Below are 23,496 nucleotides of genomic sequence, written 5' to 3'. Positions count from 1 at the left end.
GTCTAGCCCTCGTTGACTTGGCGTGGGTTGAAACCCAGAGGATGGGGCTGGTTACGCGCCTTGGCCAGTTCGATCTGTTTTTGTCGCTCGCGGGCACCGGCGCGGGTTTTCTCGGGCAGCGAATCCCAACAATGCGGACAGCTTACCCCCACGGTGTAGTACTCGGACTGGCAATCTTGCACGGTAATCGGCGTGCGGCAGGCATGGCACTGGTCATAGTCGCCCTCCGTCAGGTCATGCCGAACGGTGACCCGATTGTCGAAGACGAAGCAGTCACCCCGCCACTTGGTCTGTTCCTGGGGCACTTGTTCCAGATACTTGAGGATCCCGCCCTTGAGATGGAACACCTCGGCAAAGCCGGCACCGAGCATGTAGCTGGACGCCTTCTCGCAGCGAATGCCGCCGGTGCAGAACATCGCCACTTTTTTGTGCCTGGCCGGATCGAAGTGCGCCTTGATGTAGTCGGGAAACTCGCGAAACGATTTGGTCTTGGGGTCGACCGCACCCTCGAACGTGCCGATCGCCACTTCATAGTCGTTGCGCGTGTCGATCAGCAGCACTTCGGGATCATTGATCAGCGCGTTCCAGTCATGGGCCTCGACATAGGTGCCGACCTGCTGGTTGGGGTCGACGCCCGGCACGCCGAGGGTGACGATCTCCTTCTTCAGCTTGACCTTGGTACGGTAGAACGGCTGTTCATCGCAGTACGACTCTTTATGGTCGACATCCGCCAGGCGCGGATCCAGAGCAAACCAGGCGAGCAGGCCATCGATACCGGCGCGCGAGGCGGAGACGGTGCCATTGATGCCTTCTTCGGCGAGCAGCAAGGTGCCCTTGACGCCATTGGCCAGCATGCTTTGCAGCAGGGGCTCACGCAACGCTTGGTAATCCGCCAGGGAGACGAACTTGTACAGCGCGGCGACGACTATCTTGTCACTCATCGAACATCTTCCTTCAGTAGTCGCCCACGTAAAGGGCGGACTGGGTCTCCAAACGAACACGCCGGCGTTAGCCGGCGCATTGTCTAGTTTACGTTTCTTGGCGCTTGCCGTGTAGGGGCGGATTGACTCAGCGCCGAGCAAACAGCGCTACTCGTGTTGCCTCACAGATCAACCTGCGGGTAAACGGTCTCTCATAGGGTGGGTTAGGCGCACGCTGCCGATAGCGATGATCCTGCATGATCCGTTGCGCCGTAACCCACCATCGGCGCAACACGGGAGATCGCTTGGAGGGTTACGCGACGCGCCACGCTGGCGGTGCCTGAGCGCTCAGCGCTTGGCGCCGCTAACCTGCGCGGCGCCCCCTACGGTGATCCGACAGTTCAGGGCTGACGCGACACTAGCTAGCGTGCTTGCTGCCGCCCTTGCAGGTCGGCGAATTCGGAGCAGTCCCCTGTTGCGCCCATTCCTCGGGCGTATAGGTGTGCAACGCCAGGGCATGCACCTGGCTCATCAATTCGCCCAGGCTGGCATAAACCTTCTGGTGCCGCTTCACCGCATTCAAGCCGGCAAATGCGAGGCTGACGATCACCGCCTTGTAATGGGTTTCCAGCCCTCGGCTGTGCATGTGACTTTCGTCCAGCACCTCGAGATGCTGGGGATCAAGTGCAGCCAAGGCGCTCTGCAGCTGAGCTAGTTTCGACATATTCAAACTCCGTTCACGGCTTTTTCGGTCCCAGCTCAGCGGACATATCCGCCAGCAGTTTATTCACTTTTGGTACCGCTATTTGCAGTTTTTCCTGGGTCAGCTGCGCCGATTGCTCGGTCAGCATCGGCATCTTTTGCAAGACCTTCTGGCCCAATGGCGACTGGTAGAAGCTAACCAACTCCTGCAGTTCCTGCTCGTTGAAATTACTGGTGTAGAGCTTGACCATGTCCGGCTTGAGCTTGTCCCAGGCGACTGCCCGGTCCAACTCGGCATTGGCCTTGGCCTGGTAGGTTTCCAGCAGAGCCTGTTTGCTCTTGGGCGTGCCACTCTCGGCGAAACGCTGGGCGAACATCTGTTGCACCTGGGAATAGACCGGCACAACCAGTTTGTCAGCTTGTGCCAGCTGCAGAAAACGCTCCGCATCGGCAGCATGACTGCTGGCATCGGCAAACGCCTGGGCGCTGCCACAGGTCAATACGGCAACGGCACAGAGGGTAGATAAGCGCGACATTGTATGCTCCGGATTTAATGGGTCGAGTCGTATGTGACCCATGATCCACCATTTTGTGCCCAAGCCCGTCCACCACTCAAGTATGCTCGGCCCTATCGGCCGCCTACTTGCCGACAGATCAAAATGCCAGCACTTGCCCAACTCTGCAGGTGCGGGCAAGCTCAACTTATCTCAGTAAGCCTCTACGCTCTTCGATGACGGCAATCCCACTGCGTCATCTGTAACAGCGCACACATGGACGTGCCCGATGAACAGCTTCGCCCGCCCACACGCCTCTGCCGCGATAGCGCTGTGCGACTCCCGAGGCCAACTCAACCCGCAGGCCATCGGCTGGTCTCCCCGCCCCCAGGTTGACTGTGCACTGCCCGGACACTTGGGCCGGCGCAAACGCTGGAACCACTGGTGCATCACCACCCCAAACTGGATGCTCTCGCTGACCCAGGCTGACCTCGATTATGTCGGCTACGGCGCCGCCTATTTTCTCGACCTGAGCAGCGGCCAGGCGATCGCGCATAGCCAACTGCGCGTACTTGCGCGAGGTTGCGGACTGCCAGATCAGCCCGAGCAAAGCCATGAATTCTGCCACCCACGCCTGCAACTGCGCGTCATCGAACAGCCGGGCCGCCTGCGTCTGACGGTCGCGGCGCCCGACATTGGCGGACAGCCGCTACAGGTTGACTTGGACATCCAGCGCCCCGCCCACCTCGACTCGGCCAATCTGGTCGCCCCACTCGGGCCACGGCATTTTCATGCCACCTGTCGGCAAATGGGCCTGCCAGCCAGCGGCAGTGTGCAACTCGGCAACCGCCACTACAGTTGCCTAGCCGGACAAAGCTTTGCTGCCATGGACTTTGGCCGCGGCGTCTGGCCATTGCGCAGCCATTGGACGCGCGCCGCCTTTGCCGCACCGGGCGGCATTGCCGGCAATTTCGGCGCTGGCTGGACCGATCACAGCAGGCTATCGGAAAACGCCTTGTGGTTTGGCGGCGAACTGCTGCATCTGGACACGTCGGTGCTGATCCGGCAAAAAAACCAGTCACCCATGGCTCCGTGGCACCTCAGCAGTCCCGCCGAACGGGTCGACTTGACCTTCACCCCGCAGCAGTTGCATCAAGCCTGCCCACGCCTAGGGCCTTTCTACGCCGATACCCAACAGTGGTTTGGCCATTTTGACGGCATACTGCGCGGCCCCAACGGGGCATGCGTACCGGTTGACGGAGCGCTAGGCTGGCTGGGCGCAACCCATGCTCGCTGGTAAACCTGTAGTGTTCAGGACTACCCGCAAGCGCATACGCAAGCCCAACCGTCTGCTAGGGAACCTGCAAGCGCTTGCAACGGCCTAAACTTGCTGAATCGCCTTCCGGAGAGTTCTATGAGCCGCACCGAAACCGACAGCCTCGGCCCCATCGAAGTGCCTGAAACGGCCTACTGGGGCGCGCAAACCCAGCGCTCGTTGATCAATTTCGCCATCGGCGATGAGCGTATGCCCCTGGCCGTGCTGCATGCCCTGGCCTTGATCAAGAAATCTGCAGCACGGGTCAATGACCGCATCGGCGACCTGTCGCCAGACATCGCCAGGCTGATCGAGCAAGCCGCCGACGAAGTATTGGCTGGCCAGCATGATGAGCAATTCCCCTTGGTGGTCTGGCAAACCGGCAGCGGCACCCAGAGCAACATGAACGTCAACGAGGTAATTGCCGGCCGCGCCAACGAACTAGCCGGCGGCGCACGCGGCGGCAAGAGTCCGGTGCACCCCAACGATCACGTCAACCGCGCGCAAAGCTCCAACGACTGCTTTCCCACGGCCATGCACATCGCCGCTGCCAGCGCCGTGCTGCATGACTTGCTGCCAGCCCTGGCCGACCTGTCCGGCGGGCTGGCCGAGCAATCCGCCCGCCACAGCAAGCTGGTCAAGACCGGACGCACCCACATGATGGATGCCACGCCGATCACCTTCGGTCAGGAGCTGTCTGCCTTCGTTACCCAGCTCGACTATGCCGAGCGGGCGATCCGGGCAACCTTGCCAGCGGTCTGCGAACTGGCTCAAGGCGGTACCGCCGTCGGCACCGGCCTCAATTCGCCCCTGGGCTTTGCCGAAGCCATCGCCGCCGAACTTGCAGCCTTGAGCGGCCTACCACTGGTCAGCGCGCCCAACAAGTTCGCCGCCCTGGCCGGTCACGAGCCCCTGACCAGCCTGTCCGGTGCGCTGAAAACCCTCGCCGTGGCCCTGATGAAAATCGCCAATGATTTGCGCCTGCTCGGCTCTGGCCCGCGTACAGGATTTGCCGAGGTCAAACTGCCGGCCAACGAACCTGGCAGCTCGATCATGCCGGGCAAGGTCAACCCGACCCAATGCGAAGCGCTGTCGATGCTGGCGTGCCAGGTCCTGGGCAATGATGTCACCATCGGTTTTGCCGCGAGCCAAGGGCATCTGCAATTGAACGTGTTCAAACCGGTGATCATCCACAACCTGCTGCAATCGATTCGCTTGCTCGCCGATGGCTGTCGAAACTTCCAGCAGCACTGCATCGCCGGCCTGCAACCGGATGCGGCGCAGATGGCGGCGCACCTGGAGCGCGGCCTGATGCTGGTGACGGCCCTGAACCCGCATATTGGCTATGACAAGTCCGCGGAAATCGCCAAAAAAGCCTATCAGGACGGCAGCACCTTGCGTGAAGCCGCGCTGCAACTGGGTTATCTGACAGAAGAACAATTCGACGCCTGGGTCCGCCCGGAAACCATGCTGGAGGCGGGTAACCATGACTGAAGCAGCCAAAAGCGGTGCCACCCCAATCGAAGGCGACGGCAAACGCATCCTGATGATTCTCGGCACGCCGAAAACCAGCAGCCTCTGCCACGCCCTAGGCGAAGCCTATGCCCAGGGTGCGCGCAACGAAGGGCATGTGGTGCGGCAGTTGAAACTCGGCGAACTGAGCTTCGACCCGGTGCTGCGCGACGGCTATGACCAGAGCCAGACCCTGGAGCCGGACTTGCTCGAAGCACAGCGGCAGATCCACTGGGCCGAGCATCTGGTATTCGTCTACCCGGTCTGGTGGGGCGGCTTTCCGGCGCTGCTCAAGGGCTTCTTCGACCGGGTGTTCCTACCCGGCTTCGCCTTCAAGTACCGCGCTCGCTCGCAACTGTGGGACAAACTGCTGAGCGGCCGTACCGCCGATTTACTGGTGACCCTAGACACCCCGCCCTGGTACTTCCGCTGGGTCTATGGCGCGCCGGCGCATCGGCAGATGACGCGCACCATCCTTGGCTTCAGCGGCATCAAAACCCGGCGCCTGAGCGAGTTCGCCCCGGTACGCCCCTCCAGCGAGGAGCAACGGCAGAGCTGGCTACGTCGTGCCGAAACACTCGGCAGCCGCGCCTGAAGCGACCAGGCGCGCACGACGGGCATGCAGAGCGCAGGGTGGGTCAGGCGCACGCAGAAATGGTGCCATGCCCCAGGACTTGGCCCGTCGTAACCCACCATGGCGGTGTCCCGGCCGACGCGGTGCCAGGTGACATGGCACTCGATACCGCTATCACATTCAGACTGTTCGCATACGCCGCTAACCCAGCCTACAACTGCGCTGCGATACGCAACCGCCGGGCACGCAGGCTGGCCATCAGCGACGGGCCCAGGGCAGTCAGTGCCGATCCCAGCACCACCAGCGCCGCGCCGCCGTAGGCTATCCAATTGATCTGCTCGGGCCGGACATGCTCAGGCCACCAGGTCGCCGCCAGTGCTACCGAGCCGAATGTCACCAGCGGCGTGATCGCCAGCGTTGCACTGACCCGCGAGGCCTCCCAATGCGCCAGCGCCTCGGCGAACGCACCATAGGCCACCAGGGTATTCAGGCAGCAGGCGAACAGCAGCCATGCCTGCAACGAACTCAACTCGAAGACCTGCTGCGGCTGCGCCCAAGGGGTCAACAACAGTGCGCAGGCCAAGTAGATCACCATCATCACCTGCAACGAATTCCACACCGTCAGCAACTGCTTTTGCGCCAAGCCGTAAAACGTCCAGACAACCGCGGCCAGCAGCACGATCAGAACCCCGGCGGTGTAAGCGCTCAACGAGGTCAGCAATTCGCCCAAGCGCTGATTGAAAAACAGCACAAAACCGCACAGCAGCACGGCCAGACCAATACCCTGGCCGAGACTGAAACGCTCGCGGAAGACGAACAGACTACTGATCAGCAGCAAGATCGGTGCGACCTGGATCACCAATTGCGTGGTGCCGGGACTAAGCAGGTTCAGGCCGGTCAGATAGAGCACATAATTGGCACTTAACCCGGCAATCGCTAAGGCGAGAAGCCAGGGGCCCTTGCGGCCCAGAGGGCGGAAACGCGGCAAGCCTTGGGACACGGCCAAATAAGTCAGCAGAATCGAACCGGACACCAGCAGTCGATACCAGGTGACCGTGACCGGGTCCATTACCTGCAGTACTTGTTTGAGTTTGATCGGCAAAACGCCCCAGAGCAGAGCAGTGAGTAGCGCCAGGAACAGGCCATAAAGCCAGCGACCGGAAGAGATGTGCATGACTGCCTCGCGCGCCAGCTAACGACGAAAGCCGCTATCTTATGCCGCCACGGCCAACCGACACAGTCACAGTTCAGCGGGGTTGCATGCGACAACTGTACTGCTGACGAGCGATACACAGCCACACAGTTGACGTCAAAAACATAAACAAGCAGAAGCGCAGGCGATACACATCAAAAACACAACCATTGGTCGTCAACTCCAACGAGTTCATCCACGCGGCTTAGACTGAACCTATCAGGCTCATTGCATGAGGTTATTGCCATGTTCGGTCAACGCACCATCGACCCCAGCCCCGGCACGCACTACCGCAGCGAGCGGGTCACTGCGGTCAACGGCCAGTATTTCTTCTCTACGCGCGAAGGCACCCTCGAAGGCCCCTACTTCACGCGCATCGACGCAGAGCGAGACATCGCCTTCTATATTGACCGTGCGCTACAGGCCAGCGACAGCATTAAGAGTCGAGCATTCTGATCGGAATGTATCGCCCATAAAAAACCCCCAGGTATCTCTACCTGAGGGCTTCGTATATGGCGCAGCGGACGGGACTCGAACCCGCGACCCCCGGCGTGACAGGCCGGTATTCTAACCGACTGAACTACCGCTGCGTGTCGGATGGGCTTGCGCCCAAAGAACTCTTGCTTCATCGGGAAGAACAGCTGTACTAGCCGTTCTACCTCATGCCAAGCGAACTCGGCATGGAAAATATGGCGCAGCGGACGGGACTCGAACCCGCGACCCCCGGCGTGACAGGCCGGTATTCTAACCGACTGAACTACCGCTGCGCGTCGGTCGGACTTGCGTCCGAATTCACAAAGAGTGGTGGGTGATGACGGGATCGAACCGCCGACCCGCTGCTTGTAAGGCAGCTGCTCTCCCAGCTGAGCTAATCACCCTTCGCTTTGTGAGGCGCGCAATTTACGGCTGGGGCGGACCTAAGTCAATACTCTGCTTAAAGTTTTTCTGAAAAAGCAGAAAACATCGCAACAGCGAAGCAAGAACATGAGCCATTTCCCAAGACCCGCCGCAGGATCGAAACGCCGCCTTACTGCGCCACGTGCAAGGTTAACCTTGCCGCCACTCGATTGTCCTCAGCCCGATCCAGGCCCGCCTCGGCAATTTGCACGCCCTGCTGTTCCAGCCGACTGAACCAACGCTGGAGCTGGGCGAATGGCGCCGGCTGCAAATTGACCTGCAGCGAACCGTCGCTCTCGCTGTCCAGTCGCACTATGGCCAAACCCTGCTCGGCGGCGCTGGCAGTAACCAGCCCCTGCAAGCGTGCCGGATCGAGACTGACCTGTGGCTTGCTCACCAAGCTACGCGCCAACGGCGCCTGTGCCTGCAGGTAAGCATGCAAGGCGCGCTCCTGCTGATAGGCGCTGCGTGCCGCAATCACCCCCTGACGCGCCGGCTGCCAGAGCAACAGATACAACAGCGCCAGCAGCACAAGAAGCGCCAGTAGCCCCAGAGCCAGGCGCTCGCGGGCTTGCAAGGCACGCCAGCGCTGCAACAATACCGAGCCCTGCAGCTGCGCCGCAGATGGCTTCATCAACTCGCCCAAACGATTCATGCTCATCCTCCGATCACCAGACGGGCGCTGACGCCAGCCGTTTCACGGCTGGCCGAACCCAGTTGCACCGCCAAACCGGCCTCCTGCAGACGCTCACGCAGTCGCTCCAGCTCGGCAAACCCGGGCGCCTGAATCTGCATGGCCAAATCACCACGCACCTCGCTGAAATCCACCTGCTGAACCAAAATCTGTGTGCCCTCCGCGCTCAGCGCCTGATTCACCTGCGTGAGCATGCCGAGTAAACGCCCCTGACCGCTAGCGCCGCCCGCAGCCAGGTGTTGATCCAGCTGGGCGCGCAGATTGACCAGCTTGTGGTCGTCGGGGAACAGCTCTTGATAGAGCGTTGCGCTGGCCTCGGCGTAGGTCTGCGCCTGATTCTGCAACTGCCAGCCTTGGGCCAGGTTGAAGCCCCACTGCAACACCAGCCACAGACCGACCAACCCCAGCAGCGGACGCCAGCGCTGCCACTGGCCACTTTCTTGGTACGCGGCAAATTCACCCTGGGCCAAATTGTTCTCGCTCGCCTGGCCGGCCAGCCAGGTATAGCCATCGACGATTTCGGTAGCCGTATCCACCGGTTCCAGCCCCACCTGTCGGGCTGTACGATAGGCGACATGCGGATGGGCGCAGCTAGCGGCCAACGCCGGCCAGTCCTCCGCGCCCAGCGCCAGGCGGGCCACCCCTTCGCCGCCGAGCAACCAGCGCGATTCCAGGTGTAGCAACTGAGTGCCCTGGCGTGGCAGCAGATCGGCATCCACGGCAATCGTGCGCGGCGGAGTTGGGCACAGCGCCAACCAGCTGGCCAGCCAACTGCGGCGCACGGCAAACACCCGATGACGACCGTCCTCGAGCTGCTCGCCCAAGGCCAGATGCAACTGCTCGATGTCTTCGGCGAGCAATTCCTCCACCGCGTACGGCAGAGCCTGGCGCAGCCAGCGGGCTTTCTGCGTCGGCAGGTGCACGGCGCAGACCGTTACCGCCTCGACCGGCAGAACCAGGGTCCAGGCATCGCCCAAACCGGTCACCGCCTCGGCAAACGGCAGACACTGACTGTCGCCCTCGCGCACCCGCTGCACCGGCAACTCCGCCAAGACGCCGGCACAGGCCGCAGGTGGCAGGAACACACACAATTGATTCATTGCTCAACTTCCTCGACGGGCGCAGACGGGACACCGCTCTGCCCCAGATCACGGGCTAGGACATACAGCTTGCCATTGCTGGCACGCTGCAGGGTGCTGCGTAAAACCTGACGGCGATCGCCTACGCTAACCTCGCTGATCACCTGAAAATACTGACTGCCCACAGCCAGCCTCTGGCTCTGCACCTGCAACTCGGGCAATTGCGCGAGAAAACTCGACACATCGGCATAGCCCTGGCCAGCGCGCCGGGCCACCAGGCCCTCAGCCGTACTCAGTGGCAGCCCCTCGGCCAGACTTGCCAGCACCTGGGCGCTGGCGGTATTGACGTTCAAGGTCGCATCCGCCGGCAAGGCACTGACCCAGGGCAACAGGCGCTGGTAATCGACTTCATTCATCTCCAGCAACAGGCGCAACTCGGATACATCGGCCAGCGCCCGGTTGGCAGCGCGATAGGCCGGCTCTGCCAGCAAGTATTGATTATCCTCGGCGCCATAGCCGCCGCTTGGTTCCAAATCGGCGTCCAGCCAGTCGAGCAGGCGCTCGGCATAGGGAGTGTCGATCTGCAAAGCCAAGAGTAAGCGGCGAAACTGCGCCACTGCCGCGTCATTAGGTGCGCCTTGGCGCACCAGGCTGTTGAGATTGAATCGCCCAGTCGGGTCGATGATGTGCACCCGCAACTCGCCGCCCTCGTCCAGGGCGAACGGCGCCAACGGCTGCGCCCAGGCTTCGTCCAGATGATCCACAGGCGCACGTGGATTACCTTGCTGCAAGTCGCGCCGCAACACCGCCTTGGCCAGGGTTTCGCCGCCCAGGGCGTACTGCCAGGCCTGGCGCACATGCAATTGGTTGGCGCTGCTGCGAATCGACAACTGTTGGCGGGCGATAATCCCGGCGCAGACCACCGTCACCACCGCCACCACCAGCATCACGGTGATCAGCGCCACACCGCGCTGCGCCTTCATGGTTCGCTGCCCTCGCCCGACACTTGCTGCTCGTTCGACTGACCCGCCTCTGGCGCCTGCGCGGCCTCCTTGGGCAGCGCATCAGACAAACGCAACAGACGCCGCAGCTCGCCATACCGTCGGTGTTCGAGCACCAATTCGAGCGCCTGGGGCAACATGCTCAGCTGCGCTTCGCCACTGACCGCAGGGGGCGGCCAGCTGCTTTGCCAGTTGCCCTCATCATCCAGAAAACGCAAGCGTATGCTCAGTACCCCATCCAGCGCCTGCTGCACCTGGGGCTGACTGTCCTGGGCCTGATCGAGCACATTCCAGTAGCGCCGCTGCCACTGCTCGCCGCTCAGTTGCCAGCGCACCCGCTGCAGATCGGCACGCGCCAAGCCGAGCGGATTGCGCCAACCGGCCCGGCTCAGCTCCACTGCGGCGTCATCGCCCTCTTCGCCCAGCAAGGCAGGACGTGGCTCGCCAAAAGGATCGCGCACTGGCCGCACACTCACCTGCAGCAGGTCGCGCTCGAAGGCGGCGATAGCGCGTACCAGTTCACGCAGTTGTTGTTCGTGGGCGCGCGTGCTGCTATCGGTTAGCAGCACGCTGTCGAGCATGCGGTAGGTGGCCAAGCCGAGCAGGGCGAATAGCGCGATGGCGATCAGCAATTCGAGCAGGGTGAAGCCGCGTGCGTACCTCATCGTCCATCCCCGAGAAAGCCGCTGAGGCTGATCACCGCATGCTCGCGCAGGTCACCAGCGCGGTTGCCTCTGTCCGGGCGCGGCGCCACCCACAAAGTGACCCGGCGCATGCTCGGTTCACTGGTCGCCTGAATTTCGCTCTGCCATTGCCAGCGCCGCCCGGCGAACTCCTGCTCGCCCTGATCACGCCCATCGCCAGCAGGCGTTTTGGCCAACTGCAGCTCGGTCAATCGATTATCGGCGATCCACATCGCCAGGGTCTTGTCTTCCAGGCGGGCAGCGACTTGCAGGCTGCGCGCGCTGGCGGTCAGCATGCTGGCGGCCACCACGGCGAAAATCGCCAGGGCGATCAGCACCTCGAGCAGGGTGAAGCCACGGCACTGTTTCATCCTGGCCGACCCGCTTGACCGTCGACCTCGACCTTGGGCAAACGGAAGCCGTCGCTGGACAACAGCAAACGCAGACCATCCTTGCGCCGCTCACTCAAGCGCAAGCGAAAGGGGCTGAGCTCACCACTGGAGAGCAGCAGCAATTGAGGTGTGGGATTGGCCGCACCACGCGGCTCGGTTGCCGGCTGCGGCAAGTGCAGCGCCTCGCCTTCGAGTTCGACGCTCAGCTCGGCCCAAGCCGGCAAACGGTAGGGTTTGTCATCCAGCTCCTGCCAGCGCGCGGACAGGGGGTCATAACGCAGCACCCGATAGCCCTCGGCATGCAACAGCAAGCCGTATTCGCGATTGTCCAGCACCGCTTCCTCAGCCAGCACGCCAATCAATCCGGCCAGCCGCTCGGCTTCGTTACGCAACTCGCGGGCCGGGCCGGCGATGCCGGTACTGAGTACAGCCATGCCGATCAGGCTGCCGACAATCACGATAACCACCAGCAACTCGACCAAGGTAAAGCCCCGGACCGGGCTGGACGCGCCACTGCGACCGGCAAACATGGCTCAGTAAAGCCTCATCAGAGGTCCCAATTACCGATATCGGCATCCAGCTCACTACCGCCCTGCTTGCCATCGGCTCCCAGCGAATAGAGGTCAAAGGCACCTCGGGTACCCGGCGCCAGGTATTGGTAGACATTGCCCCATGGATCGACGGGCAGACGCTTGAGGTAGCCGTCGCGGCTCCAGTTCTTCGCCGGTGGGTTGCCGGAGGGCTTCTCCACCAACGCCTCCAAACCCTGCTGGGTACTTGGATAGGCGTAATTGTCCAGCTTGTACATGTCCAGCGCAGCGGAGACCGCCTTGATGTCGCTCTTGGCGACCGTGACCTTGGCCTGATCCGGCCGACTCATGATTTGCGGCACCACCAACGCGGCAAGGATGCCGAGAATCACCACCACCACCATGATTTCGATCAGGGTAAAACCTGCCTGCAGCTTGGCAGGCCGCGGCCAAGCGCCCCGGGTTGACTTGGCTGCATTGTTCAACCTATTCACCTGCTTTACCCCACCAACTGATTGAGAGACAGAATCGGCAGCAGGATGGCCAGCACTATGACCAGCACCACTGCGCCCATAAACACCAACATAAAAGGCTCGAACAGCCCGACCAGCAGCGCCACCTGGGCGCTCAGGTCGTTTTCCTGATTGCGCGCCGTGCGTGCGAGCATCTGATCCAGCTCGCCGGAGCGCTCGCCGCTGGCGATCATGTGCAGCATCATCGGAGGGAACTGCCCACTGGCTTCCAGAGCGCGGGTCAGGCTACCGCCTTCGCGGACTTTTTGCGCGGCGACCACCACCTGCTGCCGAATCACCCGGTTGACTATCACTTGCGCACCGATACCCAGCGCCTCCACCAGCGGCACACCGCTGCGGGTGAGAATCGCCAGGGTCGAGGCAAAACGGGCGCAATCAGTGGCGCGAACCAAGCCACCGAACAACGGCACGTGCAGCAGAAACCCGTGCCAGCGCAGCTTCAGCGCCTCATCGCGCAACGCCCAGCGCAGGGCGAAAAAGCCCAGCAATGCCAGGATCAACGCCAGCCAGCCCCAGCCCTTGACCCATTCGCTGGCCACGATCAACCCGCGAGTCAGCGCCGGCAGGGTTTGCCCAGAGTCGACGAACACCCGCACGATATCCGGCACCACATAGCCAAGCAGAAAACCAACGATCAGCAGCGAGGCGCACATCAGGATCAACGGATAAAGCAGCGCCAGCTGAATCTTCTGCCGCGACTGCTGACGCTGCTCGGTGTAATCGGCCAGCTGTTCCAGTACCGGACCGAGGTGCCCGGCATGCTCGCCGGCCGCCACGGTAGAGCGGTACAGCTCGGGGAAGGCTGCGGGGAATTCCGTCAGACTGCTGGCCAGACCGTGGCCTTCCAGGACTCGTGCACGCACCACCAGCAGCATGCTCTGGATCCGCGGTACGCGGGCCTGGGCCGCTGCCGCACGCAGCGCTTCCTCGACCGGAAGCGCAGCCTGGATCAGCGTCGCCAGCTGGCGAGTGAGCAAGGCCAGATCGCGCGCCGACAGCCCACGCACCAGACTGAAGTGCCCGCCGCCACGGGCTTGCTCACGGGTGCGCGTGGCCTCGACCTCCAGCGGCGCCAACTGCCGCTCGCGCAGGATTTGCCGTACCTGGCGGGCACTGTCGGCCTCCAGCACACCTTTGTGCTGGCGACCATTGCCATCGAGGGCGAGGTATTCGAATGCGGCCATGTCTGTCCTAAATCACTCTTCCTGGGTCACGCGTAACACTTCTTCCAGACTGGTCAGCCCTTCCAGCACCTTGCGCCGACCATCCTCGCGAATACCTGGAGCACGCGTCCGGGCGTGGCGAATCATGTCCTGCTCTGAGGCGGCATTATGGATTAGCGTGCGCATGTGCTCGTCGAACATCACCAATTCGTAAATCCCGGTACGCCCACGGTAGCCCTGCTCATGGCACTCGCCACAGCCGCGGGGGTGATACAGCGTCGGCGGTGATTCGCCCGCCACGCCGAGCAGTGCGCACTCGGCAGCATCGGCCTGATAGGCCGCCTTGCAGTGCGGGCAGAGTACCCGCACCAGGCGCTGGGCCAGCACGCCAAGCAAGGAGGAAGACAGCAGGAACGGCTCGACACCCATGTCCACCAGCCGGGTGATGGCGCCTACGGCGCTGTTGGTGTGCAGGGTGGAGAGTACCAGATGGCCGGTCAGGGAGGCCTGCACGGCGATCTCGGCGGTGTCCTTGTCGCGGATCTCGCCGACCATCACTACGTCCGGGTCCTGGCGCAGGATCGCGCGCAGACCGCGGGCGAAGGTCATGTCGACCTTGGGGTTGACCTGGGTCTGGCCGATACCCTCGAGGTGGTACTCGATCGGATCCTCCACCGTGAGTATATTGCGCGTGCGGTCGTTGAGGCTGACCAGGCTGGCATACAGGGTGGTGGTCTTGCCGGAACCGGTGGGGCCGGTGACCAACAGAATGCCATGGGGTTTGTGCACCGCCGCCTCCATCAACTGGCGATCCCGCGCACTCATGCCCAGATGCTCTAAATTGAGGCGCCCAGCCTGTTTGTCGAGCAGGCGCAGCACCACCCGCTCGCCATTGGCCGAGGGCAACGTGGAGACGCGGATATCCACCTCGCGGCCACCGACCTTGAGGGAGATGCGCCCGTCCTGGGGTACGCGCTTCTCGGCGATGTCCAGACGCGCCATGACCTTGATCCGCGACACCAGCAGCGCCGCCAGCTCGCGCTTGGGCTCGAGCACCTCACGGAGGATGCCATCCACGCGAAAACGCACCACTAGGCGCTTCTCGAAGGTTTCCAGGTGGATATCCGAAGCGTCTTCCTTGATCGCTTCGCCAAGGATGGCGTTGATCAGCCGGATGATCGGGGCGTCATCCTCCTGCTCCAACAGGTCTTCGATTTGCGGCACCTGCTCGGCCAGGGCCGCCAGATCCAGACTGCCGCCCAGTCCCTCGGCCAGTTGCATGGCCCCAGATTCGTGCTGATAAGCCTTGGCCAGAGCCTGCTCAAACGCTTCGCTGGTCAAGGCCTGCATAGGTAATCGGCGCCCGGCAAAGCGCTGGGCCTCGGCCAGCGCCACCAGTTCGACGGCAGCGCGATGGGCCAGACAGGGCGGATCGGCCTCGATCAGCAAGACCACGCCGTGACGTTTGGCGAAGCTGAACGGCAAACGGCGCAGGGGGGCTTCGGTGGGCAGTGTATTCATCCTGGATAAGCCTTGAAACGGTGACCTGGCCGGCGTATCACGACTGATTATGACCGTTGTACGTCTGCGGTTGCGCCGCTTGGTGGTTATGAACTTCCCGCACTGGAGCGGGAAAACTAAGCGCTGGTGAAAACAACTCCCGCCTACTGCGAGCGCTGTCCGACGGCATTCGATATTGTCTCAAACTCTGCGCTATCTTTAGCACATCGCCGAACATGACACACCACCCTGACAGGGGGCTGTCAAATGCTCGTCAACTGTCTATGATCGGCGCGCGGATCGCGCCACATAACAATAAATGTCTGGAGTAACGCTTTTGCCTCTTATGGCTACTCGACGCTGGATGCAACTGCACGCAACTACTCTGGTTGGCGTTGTGGTCGTCTTGGCCATGAGCATTAGCCTGGCCTGGCAAACCGCCGAGTGGCTGCGCCTGCTCAGGGCTCCGGCTGTGCACGACACACCGAATACGGCTAGCCTGCTGCCCCCTGCCTCCGGCCAAGGGCTGGAGCAGTTATTCGGCAGCAGCCAGAGCAGTGAGGCGCCACCACCCGCCACCACCATGCGCCTGACACTGCTCGGCAGCTTCGTACATGCCGACCCCAAGCGCTCCAGTGCGATCATTCGCCTGGATGGCAACCAGGCACAGCGCTACGGCATAGACAGTGAAGTGATTGGCGGCGTAAGCCTGCATGCGGTCCATACCGATCGCGTAGAGTTGCTGCGCAATGGCCGCCTCGAAAGCCTGGCGTTTCCACACAATCGCTCCAGTGATCAGGGTATGGTTTACGCGCCAGACGAAGCCGCGACTGATGCGCAGGATCAACTCGACCAACTGGAAGCCGGCAACCTCGAGCAACTGCGCGAACGCATGGACGCCCTGCGCCAGCAGATGGAAGCGGCCGGTACCTTGCCAGCGGACGCCCCCCCCACCGACCAGACTACGGAAAGCAACTGAACCGATGACTCCGATCTTCTCGCGCCTCACCTGCGCCCTGCTTGCCGCCGGCTTGGCGTTCAGCTCTTTGCCCCTGAATGCGGCCATTAGCCCGGCAACACCCAGCGCCAACCAACAGGAAGAAAGCTGGACCATCAACCTGAAGGGCGCCGATATCCGCGAGTTCATCGAGCAGATCGCGCAGATCACCGGGGAAACCTTCATCGTCGATCCGCGGGTCAAAGGCCAGGTCAGCGTGGTATCGAGCACGCCGCTGACCCTGAGCGAAATCTATCAACTATTCCTCTCGGTGATGGCCACCCACGGCTTCAGCGTCATCACTCAGGGCGAGCAGGCGCGTATCGTGCCCAACGCCGAGGCCAAGGCCGATGCGGGACAAGGCCGCCCCGCCCCGGACCTCCTGGAAACCCGCCTGATTCAAGTGCAGCACACCTCAGCTACCGAACTCATTCCCTTGCTTCGCCCCCTGGTGCCTCAATACGGCCATCTGGCCGCAGTCACCTCGGCCAACGCGATCATCATCAGTGATCGCAGTGCCAATATCGCGCGCATCGAAGACTTGCTGCGTCAGCTCGACCAGAAAGGTGATCGCGATTACAGCGTGCTCGACCTTCAGCATGCCTGGGTCATGGATGCCGCCGAACTGCTCAATAAAACCCTGGAGCGTGGCCAGGGGAAAGGCTCGGCCGGTATCCAGGTAATCGCCGACGCGCGCACCAACCGCCTGATCATCCTTGGCCCGCCGGCGGCGCGCGCCAAGCTGGTAGCGTTGGCGCAATCGCTGGACAGCCCGACCAGTCGCTCAGCCAATACCCGGGTGATTCTCCTGCGCCATAACGACGCCAAGGCTCTTGCGGAAACCCTCGGCGATATCTCCGAAGGGCTGAAAACCCAGAGCGACGGAGAATCCACCGGAAGACCGCAGAACATCCTGATTCGCGCCGACGAAAGCCTCAACGCCCTGGTATTACTGGCTGATCCGGACCTGGTGGCGACCCTCGAAAACATCGTCCGCCAGCTCGATGTGCCGCGCGCTCAGGTGATGGTGGAAGCGGCCATCGTCGAAGTTTCCGGTGACATCAGCGATGCCCTCGGCGTGCAGTGGGCGGTGGATGCCCGCGGCAGCACAGGCGGTCTAGGCGGGGTGAACTTCAGCAACACCGGTCTGTCGGTCGGCACTGTCCTGCAAGCCGCCCAGGATCAACGCAATAACATCGACAACCCGATACTCAACAGCCTCCCGAACGGCGCCATCATCGGCCTCGGCACCGACAGCTTCGGCGTGCTGATCACCGCGTTGTCGGCCAACACCAAGAGCAACCTGCTGTCGACGCCCAGCCTGCTAACGCTGGACAACCAGAAAGCGGAAATTCTGGTCGGGCAGAACGTGCCCTTCCAGACCGGTTCCTTCACCACCAGCGCCGCGGGGGCGGACAACCCCTTCACCACCATCGAGCGCCAGGACATCGGCGTGACCCTGAAAGTCACCCCACACATCAACGAAGGCGCCAGCTTACGCCTGGAAATCGAACAGGAAATCTCCTCCATTGCCCCGACTACCCAGGGGGTCAATGCGGTGGACCTGATCACCAATAAGCGCTCGATCAAGAGCACCATCCTCGCCGAAGATGGCCAGGTCATCGTGCTCGGCGGACTGATTCAGGACGATGTGACGCAGACCGTTTCGAAAGTGCCGCTACTTGGCGATATCCCCCTGCTCGGCCGCTTGTTCCGCTCGACCAAGGACACTCACATCAAACGCAATCTCATGGTGTTCCTGCGCCCGACCGTGATCCGCGATGCCGCAGGCCTGGCCGCACTCTCGGGCAAGAAGTACAGCGACATCCGCGTGCTCGGCGATGTGAGCAGCGATTACCGCCCCGGCATCCTGCCGCGCGACCCCAACAAACTGTTCGATCGTGACAATACGCCGGCCATCGACGTGCGCGAGTAAAGTCCGCGCACATGAAAAGCCCCGCTTCTCTCAGCGGGGCTTTTAGCTTCTGCGCATTATTGCCGGAAAGACCAGCGTGACAGGCTGGGCGGCAGGTCACGTGGCAGTCGCCAGACACAGCAATCCCCTGATCTAGGTCTCAGGGATTGCGACTATGTCTTCCCCAGAGTCAAGGCTGCCTTCCCCGCAAGCGCGCGGTGAAGCAAAAAAAACGCGTCTGCAACGACGCGGTTTTTTTGTGGCTAAGCCCTGCTGAAAAGACCGCGCCTCAGCGATACGCCTCGAACAAGCCGGTAGCGCCCATGCCGCCCCCTACACACATGGTGACGATGCCGTAACGCAGGTTACGCCGCTGCAACTCGCGCACCAGATGGCCGACCTGACGCGAGCCGGTCATGCCGAATGGGTGGCCGATCGAAATCGACCCACCATTGACGTTGTACTTGTCGTTGTCGATGCCCAGGCAATCGCGGGCATACAGGCACTGCGAGGCAAAGGCCTCGTTGAGTTCCCACAGATCGATATCGGCAACATCCAAGCCCTTGGCCTTGAGCAGTTTCGGCACCGAGTACACCGGACCGATGCCCATTTCATCCGGCTCGCAGCCGGCGACGGCGAAGCCGCGGAAATAGGCTTTCGGTTTGAGGCCCAATTCCAGGGCTTTCTCCAGGCTCATCACCAGAGTCATGGAGGCGCCATCGGACAACTGCGAGGCGTTGCCGGCCGTTACCGAGCCATCATCGGCAAACACCGGCTTGAGCCCGGCCAGGCTTTCCAGAGTAGTGTCGGCCCGGTTGCAGTCGTCGCGATCGACCACCGCCTCGAGCAACTGCTTTGCCCCGGTGGCCTTGTCTTCGACCAGGTACTTGACGCTCATCGGCACGATTTCGTCGTCGAAGCGGCCTTCGGCCTGGGCCCGCGCGGTGCGCTGCTGGCTCTGCAGGGCATAGGCGTCCTGGGCTTCGCGGCTGACGTTATAACGCCGTGCGACTATCTCGGCAGTCTGGCCCATGGGGTAATAGATACCCGGCACATCTTTCTGCAAAACCGGGTTGAACAGATTGTCGGTGTTCATGCTCTTCATGGTCATGGTGATCGATTCGACCCCGCCGGCGACGATGATCTCGCTGCAGCCCGAGGCGATCTGGTTGGCGGCGATGGCGATGGCCTGCAGACCCGAAGAACAGAAGCGGTTGAGGGTCATGCCGGCGACCTGGGTGCCCAGACCGGAAAGCACTGCCACGTTGCGGCCGATGTTCATGCCTTGGGCGCCTTCGTTGGAGCCGGCACCGACGATGCAATCTTCGACCAGCGCCGGGTCCAGGCCACTGCGTTGCAGCAGCGCATTCACGCAATGAGCCGCCATATCGTCCGGACGGGTCTGGTTGAACTTGCCACGGAAGGATTTGGCCAGGCCAGTCCGCACGCTATCGACAATCACCACTTCACGCATGATGCACCTCATTATTGTTGACGTTGGATAGGCGGCGAGAATAAGGCTGAACAATCTCAGCCTGCGACGATCATTCACCAGTCGTATGCGCGACCATCGTTGCCTAGCCGGATGCACGCCACGTTACGCCGCTTCGGCGGATGCCATCAATCCTTGGCGAACGCGGCCTCCAGCGCCTCATTGATAGTGCGCAGCACCTTGACCCGGGCAAAGCGCTTGTCATTGGCCTCGACCAAAGTCCAGGGCGCGATCTCGGTACTGGTACGGTCGACCATATCGCCCACGGCATCGCGGTACTGCGGCCACTTTTCGCGATTGCGCCAGTCGTCCGCGGTGATCTTGAAGCGCTTGAAGGGGGTCTGTTCTCGCTGGTTAAAACGCTGCAACTGGGTTTCCTGGTCGATCGCCAGCCAGAACTTGACCAGCACCACGCCGGCGTCAGTCAGTTGCTCCTCGAAGTCGTTGATCTCGCCATAGGCACGCAGCCAGTCAGCGGGACTGCAAAAGCCTTCGACCCGCTCCACCAGCACCCGGCCGTACCAGGAACGATCGAACATGGTGAACTTGCCGCGCGCCGGAATTTGCCGCCAGAAACGCCACAGGTAGGGCTGCGCGCGCTCCTCGTCGGTCGGCGCCGCGACCTGCACGATGCGGTACAGACGCGGATCGAGCGCCGCCGTCACTCGGCGAATCGCGCCGCCCTTGCCGGCGGCATCGTTACCCTCGAACACCGCCACCAAGGCATGCTTGCGCATGCGTTTGTCGCGCAGCAAACCCGACAGCCGCGCCTGCTCGGTGACCAGTTGCTCGTTGTAGTCACTCTTGTCCAGCGCCTGGCTCATATCCAGGCTGTCGAGCACGCTCAGATCATCCAGGCTGGACGTCAGCGGCGCCGCATGGGGCTGAACCTGCGACTGGCTTCTGGCTTTGAGCGCAGCTTGCAAGCCATCGAGGAGAATTCGTCCGACCGTCAGGCTGCGGTAATACTCGTCCACGCCCTCGACCACATACCAGGGCGCATAGTCACGACTGGTGCGGCGTAGCACCCGTTCGCCGACCCGCACATACTTGTCGTAGGTCTTCGACGACTGCCAATCCAGCGGGCTGATGCGCCAACTGTGCAAGGGGTCGTCCTGCAACGATTTGAGGCGCGCCTTCATCTGTTTCTTGGACAGATGAAACCAGAACTTGAAGATCAACGCGCCCTCGTCACAGAGCATGCGTTCCAGGGCCGAGGCCGCATCAATCGCCTGGTCCAGCACGGCATTCTTGAAATGTCCTTGCACCCGCCCCTGCAGCATCTGGCTGTACCAGTTGCCGAAGAACACCCCCATGTGGCCCTTGGGCGGTAACTGTCGCCAATAGCGCCAGGCCGGGGGCCGGGCCAACTCCTCGTCAGTCTGTTGATCAAACGTACTGACCTGGATCAGACGCGGGTCCATCCACTCGTTGAGCAGTTTGACCGTCTCACCCTTGCCGGCCCCCTCGATGCCGCAGAGCAGGATGATCACCGGAAACCGCCCCTGATCCTTCAACTCGTACTGTGCTTGCAGCAATGCCTCACGCAACTCCGGAACGACGGCATCGAAGGTGGCTTTTTCGATGGCGTGACCAATCTCGGCGGACTCGAACATGACTAGCTCCCTGATCTGATCAGCAGAGCCTAGCGGATCGCGCGAGCGATGAGGTGAAGCATATGCGGGTGCCCGGCCGATCGAGCCGCGCCAGCCGAGCAGCGCGCCGGGGCGGCCCTGGGCCAAAAGCCGCGGCGCACCCTGAAGTACTCGGACAACCGCGCTAGAATGCCCGCCTGCTCAACCTGGTGCCCTTGCCATGCCCGACACCCCGCTCGACCTACCCGCCACCCAACTCGCGCAGCTCGACTGGGACGCCGAGGGGCAGCCGTTATCGCGACTATTCGGCGATGTCTATTTCTCCAAGCAGAATGGCCTGGCCGAAACCCGCCATGTGTTTCTCGCCAATAACGACCTGCCGGCGCGCTTCAGTGCCCTGGGTGACGGTGAGCAGCTGGTGATAGGCGAAACCGGCTTCGGCACTGGGCTGAATTTTCTCTGCGCCTGGCAGCTGTTCGAGCAGCAGGCGCCCGCGGGCGCACGGCTGCACTTCGTCAGCGTGGAGAAATACCCGCTCACCTACAGCGACCTGCAGCGCGCCCTGGCCTTGTGGCCAGAGCTGGCGCCCTTTGCCCAAGAGTTGCTAGGCCAGTACGTCGCCCTGCATCCGGGCTTTCAGCGCCTGATTTTCGCCGGCGGACGGATCATTCTGACCCTGCTGGTCGGCGATGCTTTGGAGCTGCTGCCGCAACTCGACGCACGGATCGATGCCTGGTTTCTCGACGGTTTCGCCCCGGCGAAAAATCCGCAGATGTGGACCCCGGAACTGTTCGTCGAACTGGCCCGGTTAAGCGCACCCGGCACCAGCATCGGCACCTTCACCAGCACCGGCTACGTGCGTCGGCGCCTGAATGACGCCGGCTTCAAGATGAAGCGCGTGCCGGGCCTGGGCAGCAAGTGGGAAGTGCTCAAGGGCCAGTTCGTCGGCACCGCCGGGGGCGCCAGCAAACCCTGGTTCGCCCGGCCGGCGCAGCGCTCCAGCGAACGCCAGGCCCTGGTTATCGGAGCGGGAATGGCCGGCTGCGCCACTGCCGCCAGCCTGGCCATACGCGGCTGGCAGGTGACCCTGCTGGAACGCCACGCCAACATCGCCGAGGAAGCCTCGGGCAACCCGCAAGGCGTGCTCTACCTCAAGCTGTCGGCCCATGGCACGGCGCTGTCGCGCTTGATCGTCAGTGGTTTCGGCTACACCCGCCGCCTGCTCGAGCAGCTGCAAAAAGGCCATGACTGGGACAACTGCGGGGTACTGCAACTGGCCCTCGACAACAAGGAAGCGCAACGCCAGGCGCAACTGGCGGCCGCCTTCCCCAGTGATCTGCTGGTCAACCTCGACCAGGCCAGTGCCGAAGCCAAGGCCGGCATCCAGCTCCCGGCGGGCGGCTTGTTCTATCCGCAAGCCGGCTGGGTCCACCCGCCGGCGCTGTGCCGACTGCTCGCCGAGCAACCGAATATTCACCTGCAACTGCACCAGGAGGCGCTGGAGTTACGCCGTGACGGCCAAGCCTGGCAAGCCTGGAACGGCGACAAACTGCTGGCCAGTGCCGCCGTGGTGGTGCTGGCTGGCGCCGCCGAGATCAAGCGCTTCCCCTATAGCGCCGAACTGCCGCTCAAGCGTATTCGTGGGCAGATCAGCCGAGTGCCAGCCACCGCCCAGAGCGCGGCACTGCGCAGTGTGGTGTGCGCCTCGGGTTATATCGCCCCGGCGCGCCTTGGCGAACATACCCTGGGCGCCAGTTTCGACTTTAAAAGCGATGACCTGAGGCTCAACAGCGCCGATCATGCAGACAACCTGGCACTGCTCGAGGAAATATCGCGCGACCTGGCCGAACGCCTGCACAGCGCCCGACTCGACCCGACACAACTCGAAGGCCGCGCCGCCTTTCGCTGCACCAGCCCGGACTACTTGCCCATCGTCGGCCCCCTGGCGGATCGCCCAGCCTTTATTGAGGCCTATGCGGTGCTGACCAAGGATGCCCGCCAGGTGCCGGACACCCCCTGCCCCTGGCTCGACGGCTTGTATATCAACAGCGGCCACGGTTCGCGCGGGCTGATCACCGCACCGCTGTCCGGCGAACTGATTGCCGCCTGGCTCAACGATGAACCGCTGCCCGTGGCCCGGGATGTCGCCGAGGCCTGCCATCCCAACCGCTTCGCCCTGCGCACGCTGATCCGCAACAGCAACCCCGGCAACCGAACAACCACCCCGTAGGGCGCGACTCGCCGCGGGCAGTACGCCGTGGATAAGCGCTGTGGCGCAAAAAAGGCGGGCTGTCGCTGCGTGCCGCGGCCGCCCTA

Annotated in this window: 22 protein-coding genes and 3 tRNA genes; 7 read left to right on the top strand and 18 right to left on the bottom strand. The window is 62.5% G+C overall.

Annotated elements, in window-relative coordinates; translation table 11 throughout:
• Nucleotides 1-2 precede the first annotated feature (2 nt).
• The 3 genes from B2D37_RS03965 to B2D37_RS03955 form a co-directional block, all read right to left on the bottom strand.
• Complete coding sequence (locus tag B2D37_RS03965; protein ID WP_079201493.1) at nt 3-941, bottom strand: rhodanese-related sulfurtransferase; 939 nt, start codon at nt 939-941, stop codon at nt 3-5.
• A gap of 397 nt (nt 942-1,338) precedes the next feature.
• Nucleotides 1,339-1,644, bottom strand: a complete 306-nt coding sequence (locus B2D37_RS03960) for a BolA family transcriptional regulator (protein ID WP_079201492.1) — start codon at nt 1,642-1,644, stop codon at nt 1,339-1,341.
• A gap of 13 nt (nt 1,645-1,657) precedes the next feature.
• Complete coding sequence (locus B2D37_RS03955; RefSeq protein WP_079201491.1) at nt 1,658-2,158, bottom strand: DUF2059 domain-containing protein; 501 nt, start codon at nt 2,156-2,158, stop codon at nt 1,658-1,660.
• 247 nt (nt 2,159-2,405) lie between these two features.
• Between B2D37_RS03955 and B2D37_RS03950 the strand changes: the two genes are divergently transcribed.
• The 3 genes from B2D37_RS03950 to B2D37_RS03940 all read left to right on the top strand — a co-directional run bounded on the left by B2D37_RS03950 (nt 2,406) and on the right by B2D37_RS03940 (nt 5,538).
• A complete protein-coding gene (locus B2D37_RS03950; protein WP_079201490.1) occupies nt 2,406-3,416 on the top strand; it encodes a DUF2804 domain-containing protein in 1,011 nt (336 codons plus the stop codon).
• Between the two features lie 114 nt (nt 3,417-3,530).
• Nucleotides 3,531-4,925 carry a class II fumarate hydratase gene (locus B2D37_RS03945; RefSeq protein ID WP_079201489.1) on the top strand — a complete coding sequence of 465 codons (1,395 nt, stop codon included), beginning with the start codon at nt 3,531-3,533 and terminating at the stop codon, nt 4,923-4,925.
• Nucleotides 4,918-5,538: an NAD(P)H-dependent oxidoreductase gene (locus B2D37_RS03940; RefSeq protein ID WP_079201488.1), complete on the top strand. Its 621-nt coding sequence runs from the start codon at nt 4,918-4,920 to the stop codon at nt 5,536-5,538. The genes B2D37_RS03945 and B2D37_RS03940 overlap by 8 nt, the downstream gene beginning before the upstream one ends.
• Nucleotides 5,539-5,728: 190 nt before the next feature.
• Here the strand turns inward: B2D37_RS03940 and B2D37_RS03935 are convergent, their stop codons facing one another.
• Nucleotides 5,729-6,691 carry a DMT family transporter gene (locus B2D37_RS03935; protein WP_079201487.1) on the bottom strand — a complete coding sequence of 321 codons (963 nt, stop codon included), beginning with the start codon at nt 6,689-6,691 and terminating at the stop codon, nt 5,729-5,731.
• Between the two features lie 264 nt (nt 6,692-6,955).
• Between B2D37_RS03935 and B2D37_RS03930 the strand changes: the two genes are divergently transcribed.
• Nucleotides 6,956-7,165: a DUF6316 family protein gene (locus tag B2D37_RS03930; protein WP_079201486.1), complete on the top strand. Its 210-nt coding sequence runs from the start codon at nt 6,956-6,958 to the stop codon at nt 7,163-7,165.
• 57 nt (nt 7,166-7,222) lie between these two features.
• Here the strand turns inward: B2D37_RS03930 and B2D37_RS03925 are convergent.
• From B2D37_RS03925 to gspE, 12 genes are all read right to left on the bottom strand, one after another.
• Nucleotides 7,223-7,299 (bottom strand) — tRNA-Asp (locus tag B2D37_RS03925).
• 100 nt (nt 7,300-7,399) lie between these two features.
• Nucleotides 7,400-7,476, bottom strand: a tRNA-Asp gene (locus B2D37_RS03920).
• A gap of 35 nt (nt 7,477-7,511) precedes the next feature.
• Nucleotides 7,512-7,587 (bottom strand) — tRNA-Val (locus B2D37_RS03915).
• A gap of 149 nt (nt 7,588-7,736) precedes the next feature.
• The gene (locus tag B2D37_RS03910) at nt 7,737-8,261 is read right to left on the bottom strand and encodes a type II secretion system protein M (RefSeq protein WP_079201485.1); all 525 of its coding nucleotides are present in this window, start codon (nt 8,259-8,261) and stop codon (nt 7,737-7,739) included.
• 2 nt (nt 8,262-8,263) lie between these two features.
• A complete protein-coding gene (gspL, locus tag B2D37_RS03905; RefSeq protein WP_079201484.1) occupies nt 8,264-9,400 on the bottom strand; it encodes a type II secretion system protein GspL in 1,137 nt (378 codons plus the stop codon).
• A complete protein-coding gene (gspK, locus tag B2D37_RS03900) occupies nt 9,397-10,362 on the bottom strand; it encodes a type II secretion system minor pseudopilin GspK (RefSeq protein WP_079201483.1) in 966 nt (321 codons plus the stop codon). Before gspK ends, gspL begins: the two co-directional genes overlap by 4 nt.
• Complete coding sequence (gene gspJ, locus B2D37_RS03895) at nt 10,359-11,045, bottom strand: type II secretion system minor pseudopilin GspJ (protein ID WP_079201482.1); 687 nt, start codon at nt 11,043-11,045, stop codon at nt 10,359-10,361. Before gspJ ends, gspK begins: the two co-directional genes overlap by 4 nt.
• Complete coding sequence (gene gspI / locus B2D37_RS03890) at nt 11,042-11,434, bottom strand: type II secretion system minor pseudopilin GspI (protein ID WP_079201481.1); 393 nt, start codon at nt 11,432-11,434, stop codon at nt 11,042-11,044. The genes gspJ and gspI overlap by 4 nt, the downstream gene beginning before the upstream one ends.
• Entirely contained in the window at nt 11,431-11,985 is a 555-nt protein-coding gene (gene gspH, locus B2D37_RS03885; RefSeq protein WP_079201480.1) for a type II secretion system minor pseudopilin GspH, read from the bottom strand. Before gspH ends, gspI begins: the two co-directional genes overlap by 4 nt.
• Before the next feature lie 17 nt (nt 11,986-12,002).
• On the bottom strand, nt 12,003-12,419 hold the full coding sequence (gene gspG, locus B2D37_RS03880) for a type II secretion system major pseudopilin GspG (protein ID WP_256573186.1): 417 nt from the start codon (nt 12,417-12,419) through the stop codon (nt 12,003-12,005).
• A 65-nt stretch (nt 12,420-12,484) separates the two neighbouring features.
• Nucleotides 12,485-13,702, bottom strand: coding sequence for a GspF family T2SS innner membrane protein variant XcpS (gene xcpS, locus B2D37_RS03875; RefSeq protein ID WP_079201479.1), 1,218 nt, complete (start codon nt 13,700-13,702; stop codon nt 12,485-12,487).
• A gap of 12 nt (nt 13,703-13,714) precedes the next feature.
• Nucleotides 13,715-15,202 (bottom strand): type II secretion system ATPase GspE, encoded by a 1,488-nt coding sequence (gene gspE, locus B2D37_RS03870; protein ID WP_079201478.1) that lies wholly within the window; start codon nt 15,200-15,202, stop codon nt 13,715-13,717.
• Nucleotides 15,203-15,545: 343 nt separating this feature from the next.
• Between gspE and B2D37_RS03865 the strand changes: the two genes are divergently transcribed.
• Both B2D37_RS03865 and gspD read left to right on the top strand, forming a co-directional pair.
• Nucleotides 15,546-16,160 carry a type II secretion system protein N gene (locus B2D37_RS03865; protein ID WP_256573144.1) on the top strand — a complete coding sequence of 205 codons (615 nt, stop codon included), beginning with the start codon at nt 15,546-15,548 and terminating at the stop codon, nt 16,158-16,160.
• A 4-nt stretch (nt 16,161-16,164) separates the two neighbouring features.
• A complete protein-coding gene (gene gspD / locus B2D37_RS03860) occupies nt 16,165-18,114 on the top strand; it encodes a type II secretion system secretin GspD (protein WP_079201476.1) in 1,950 nt (649 codons plus the stop codon).
• Nucleotides 18,115-18,382: 268 nt separating this feature from the next.
• Here gspD and B2D37_RS03855 read toward each other — a convergent pair whose 3' ends face one another.
• Nucleotides 18,383-19,567, bottom strand: a complete 1,185-nt coding sequence (locus B2D37_RS03855; RefSeq protein ID WP_079201475.1) for a thiolase family protein — start codon at nt 19,565-19,567, stop codon at nt 18,383-18,385.
• 146 nt (nt 19,568-19,713) lie between these two features.
• The gene (gene pap / locus B2D37_RS03850; protein WP_079201474.1) at nt 19,714-21,201 is read right to left on the bottom strand and encodes a polyphosphate:AMP phosphotransferase; all 1,488 of its coding nucleotides are present in this window, start codon (nt 21,199-21,201) and stop codon (nt 19,714-19,716) included.
• Nucleotides 21,202-21,400: 199 nt separating this feature from the next.
• On the opposite strand from pap, the gene mnmC reads away from it, so the two are divergent.
• A complete protein-coding gene (gene mnmC, locus B2D37_RS03845) occupies nt 21,401-23,410 on the top strand; it encodes a bifunctional tRNA (5-methylaminomethyl-2-thiouridine)(34)-methyltransferase MnmD/FAD-dependent 5-carboxymethylaminomethyl-2-thiouridine(34) oxidoreductase MnmC (RefSeq protein WP_079201473.1) in 2,010 nt (669 codons plus the stop codon).
• Nucleotides 23,411-23,496: the final 86 nt, after the last annotated feature.

It is taken from the genome of Pseudomonas sp. CC6-YY-74 (genome assembly GCF_002025205.1).
Classification (GTDB): domain Bacteria; phylum Pseudomonadota; class Gammaproteobacteria; order Pseudomonadales; family Pseudomonadaceae; genus Aquipseudomonas; species Aquipseudomonas paeninsulae.
The sequence above is the reverse complement of the archived record's forward strand: the minus strand, read 5'-3'. Positions and strand labels throughout refer to the sequence as shown.

Coding starts and splice junctions, on each gene's coding strand:
- B2D37_RS03940 (WP_079201488.1), top strand. CDS start 4,918: ATGACTGAAGCAGCCAAAAGCGGTGCCACCCCAATCGAAGGCGACGGC.
- gspH (WP_079201480.1), bottom strand. CDS start 11,985: ATGTTTGCCGGTCGCAGTGGCGCGTCCAGCCCGGTCCGGGGCTTTACC.
- B2D37_RS03950 (WP_079201490.1), top strand. CDS start 2,406: ATGAACAGCTTCGCCCGCCCACACGCCTCTGCCGCGATAGCGCTGTGC.
- B2D37_RS03865 (WP_256573144.1), top strand. CDS start 15,546: ATGCAACTGCACGCAACTACTCTGGTTGGCGTTGTGGTCGTCTTGGCC.
- pap (WP_079201474.1), bottom strand. CDS start 21,201: ATGTTCGAGTCCGCCGAGATTGGTCACGCCATCGAAAAAGCCACCTTC.
- B2D37_RS03855 (WP_079201475.1), bottom strand. CDS start 19,567: ATGCGTGAAGTGGTGATTGTCGATAGCGTGCGGACTGGCCTGGCCAAA.
- B2D37_RS03965 (WP_079201493.1), bottom strand. CDS start 941: ATGAGTGACAAGATAGTCGTCGCCGCGCTGTACAAGTTCGTCTCCCTG.
- B2D37_RS03935 (WP_079201487.1), bottom strand. CDS start 6,691: ATGCACATCTCTTCCGGTCGCTGGCTTTATGGCCTGTTCCTGGCGCTA.
- gspJ (WP_079201482.1), bottom strand. CDS start 11,045: ATGAGGTACGCACGCGGCTTCACCCTGCTCGAATTGCTGATCGCCATC.
- B2D37_RS03955 (WP_079201491.1), bottom strand. CDS start 2,158: ATGTCGCGCTTATCTACCCTCTGTGCCGTTGCCGTATTGACCTGTGGC.
- mnmC (WP_079201473.1), top strand. CDS start 21,401: ATGCCCGACACCCCGCTCGACCTACCCGCCACCCAACTCGCGCAGCTC.
- gspE (WP_079201478.1), bottom strand. CDS start 15,202: ATGAATACACTGCCCACCGAAGCCCCCCTGCGCCGTTTGCCGTTCAGC.
- gspD (WP_079201476.1), top strand. CDS start 16,165: ATGACTCCGATCTTCTCGCGCCTCACCTGCGCCCTGCTTGCCGCCGGC.
- B2D37_RS03960 (WP_079201492.1), bottom strand. CDS start 1,644: ATGTCGAAACTAGCTCAGCTGCAGAGCGCCTTGGCTGCACTTGATCCC.
- B2D37_RS03910 (WP_079201485.1), bottom strand. CDS start 8,261: ATGAATCGTTTGGGCGAGTTGATGAAGCCATCTGCGGCGCAGCTGCAG.
- gspI (WP_079201481.1), bottom strand. CDS start 11,434: ATGAAACAGTGCCGTGGCTTCACCCTGCTCGAGGTGCTGATCGCCCTG.
- B2D37_RS03930 (WP_079201486.1), top strand. CDS start 6,956: ATGTTCGGTCAACGCACCATCGACCCCAGCCCCGGCACGCACTACCGC.
- gspK (WP_079201483.1), bottom strand. CDS start 10,362: ATGAAGGCGCAGCGCGGTGTGGCGCTGATCACCGTGATGCTGGTGGTG.
- B2D37_RS03945 (WP_079201489.1), top strand. CDS start 3,531: ATGAGCCGCACCGAAACCGACAGCCTCGGCCCCATCGAAGTGCCTGAA.
- xcpS (WP_079201479.1), bottom strand. CDS start 13,702: ATGGCCGCATTCGAATACCTCGCCCTCGATGGCAATGGTCGCCAGCAC.
- gspL (WP_079201484.1), bottom strand. CDS start 9,400: ATGAATCAATTGTGTGTGTTCCTGCCACCTGCGGCCTGTGCCGGCGTC.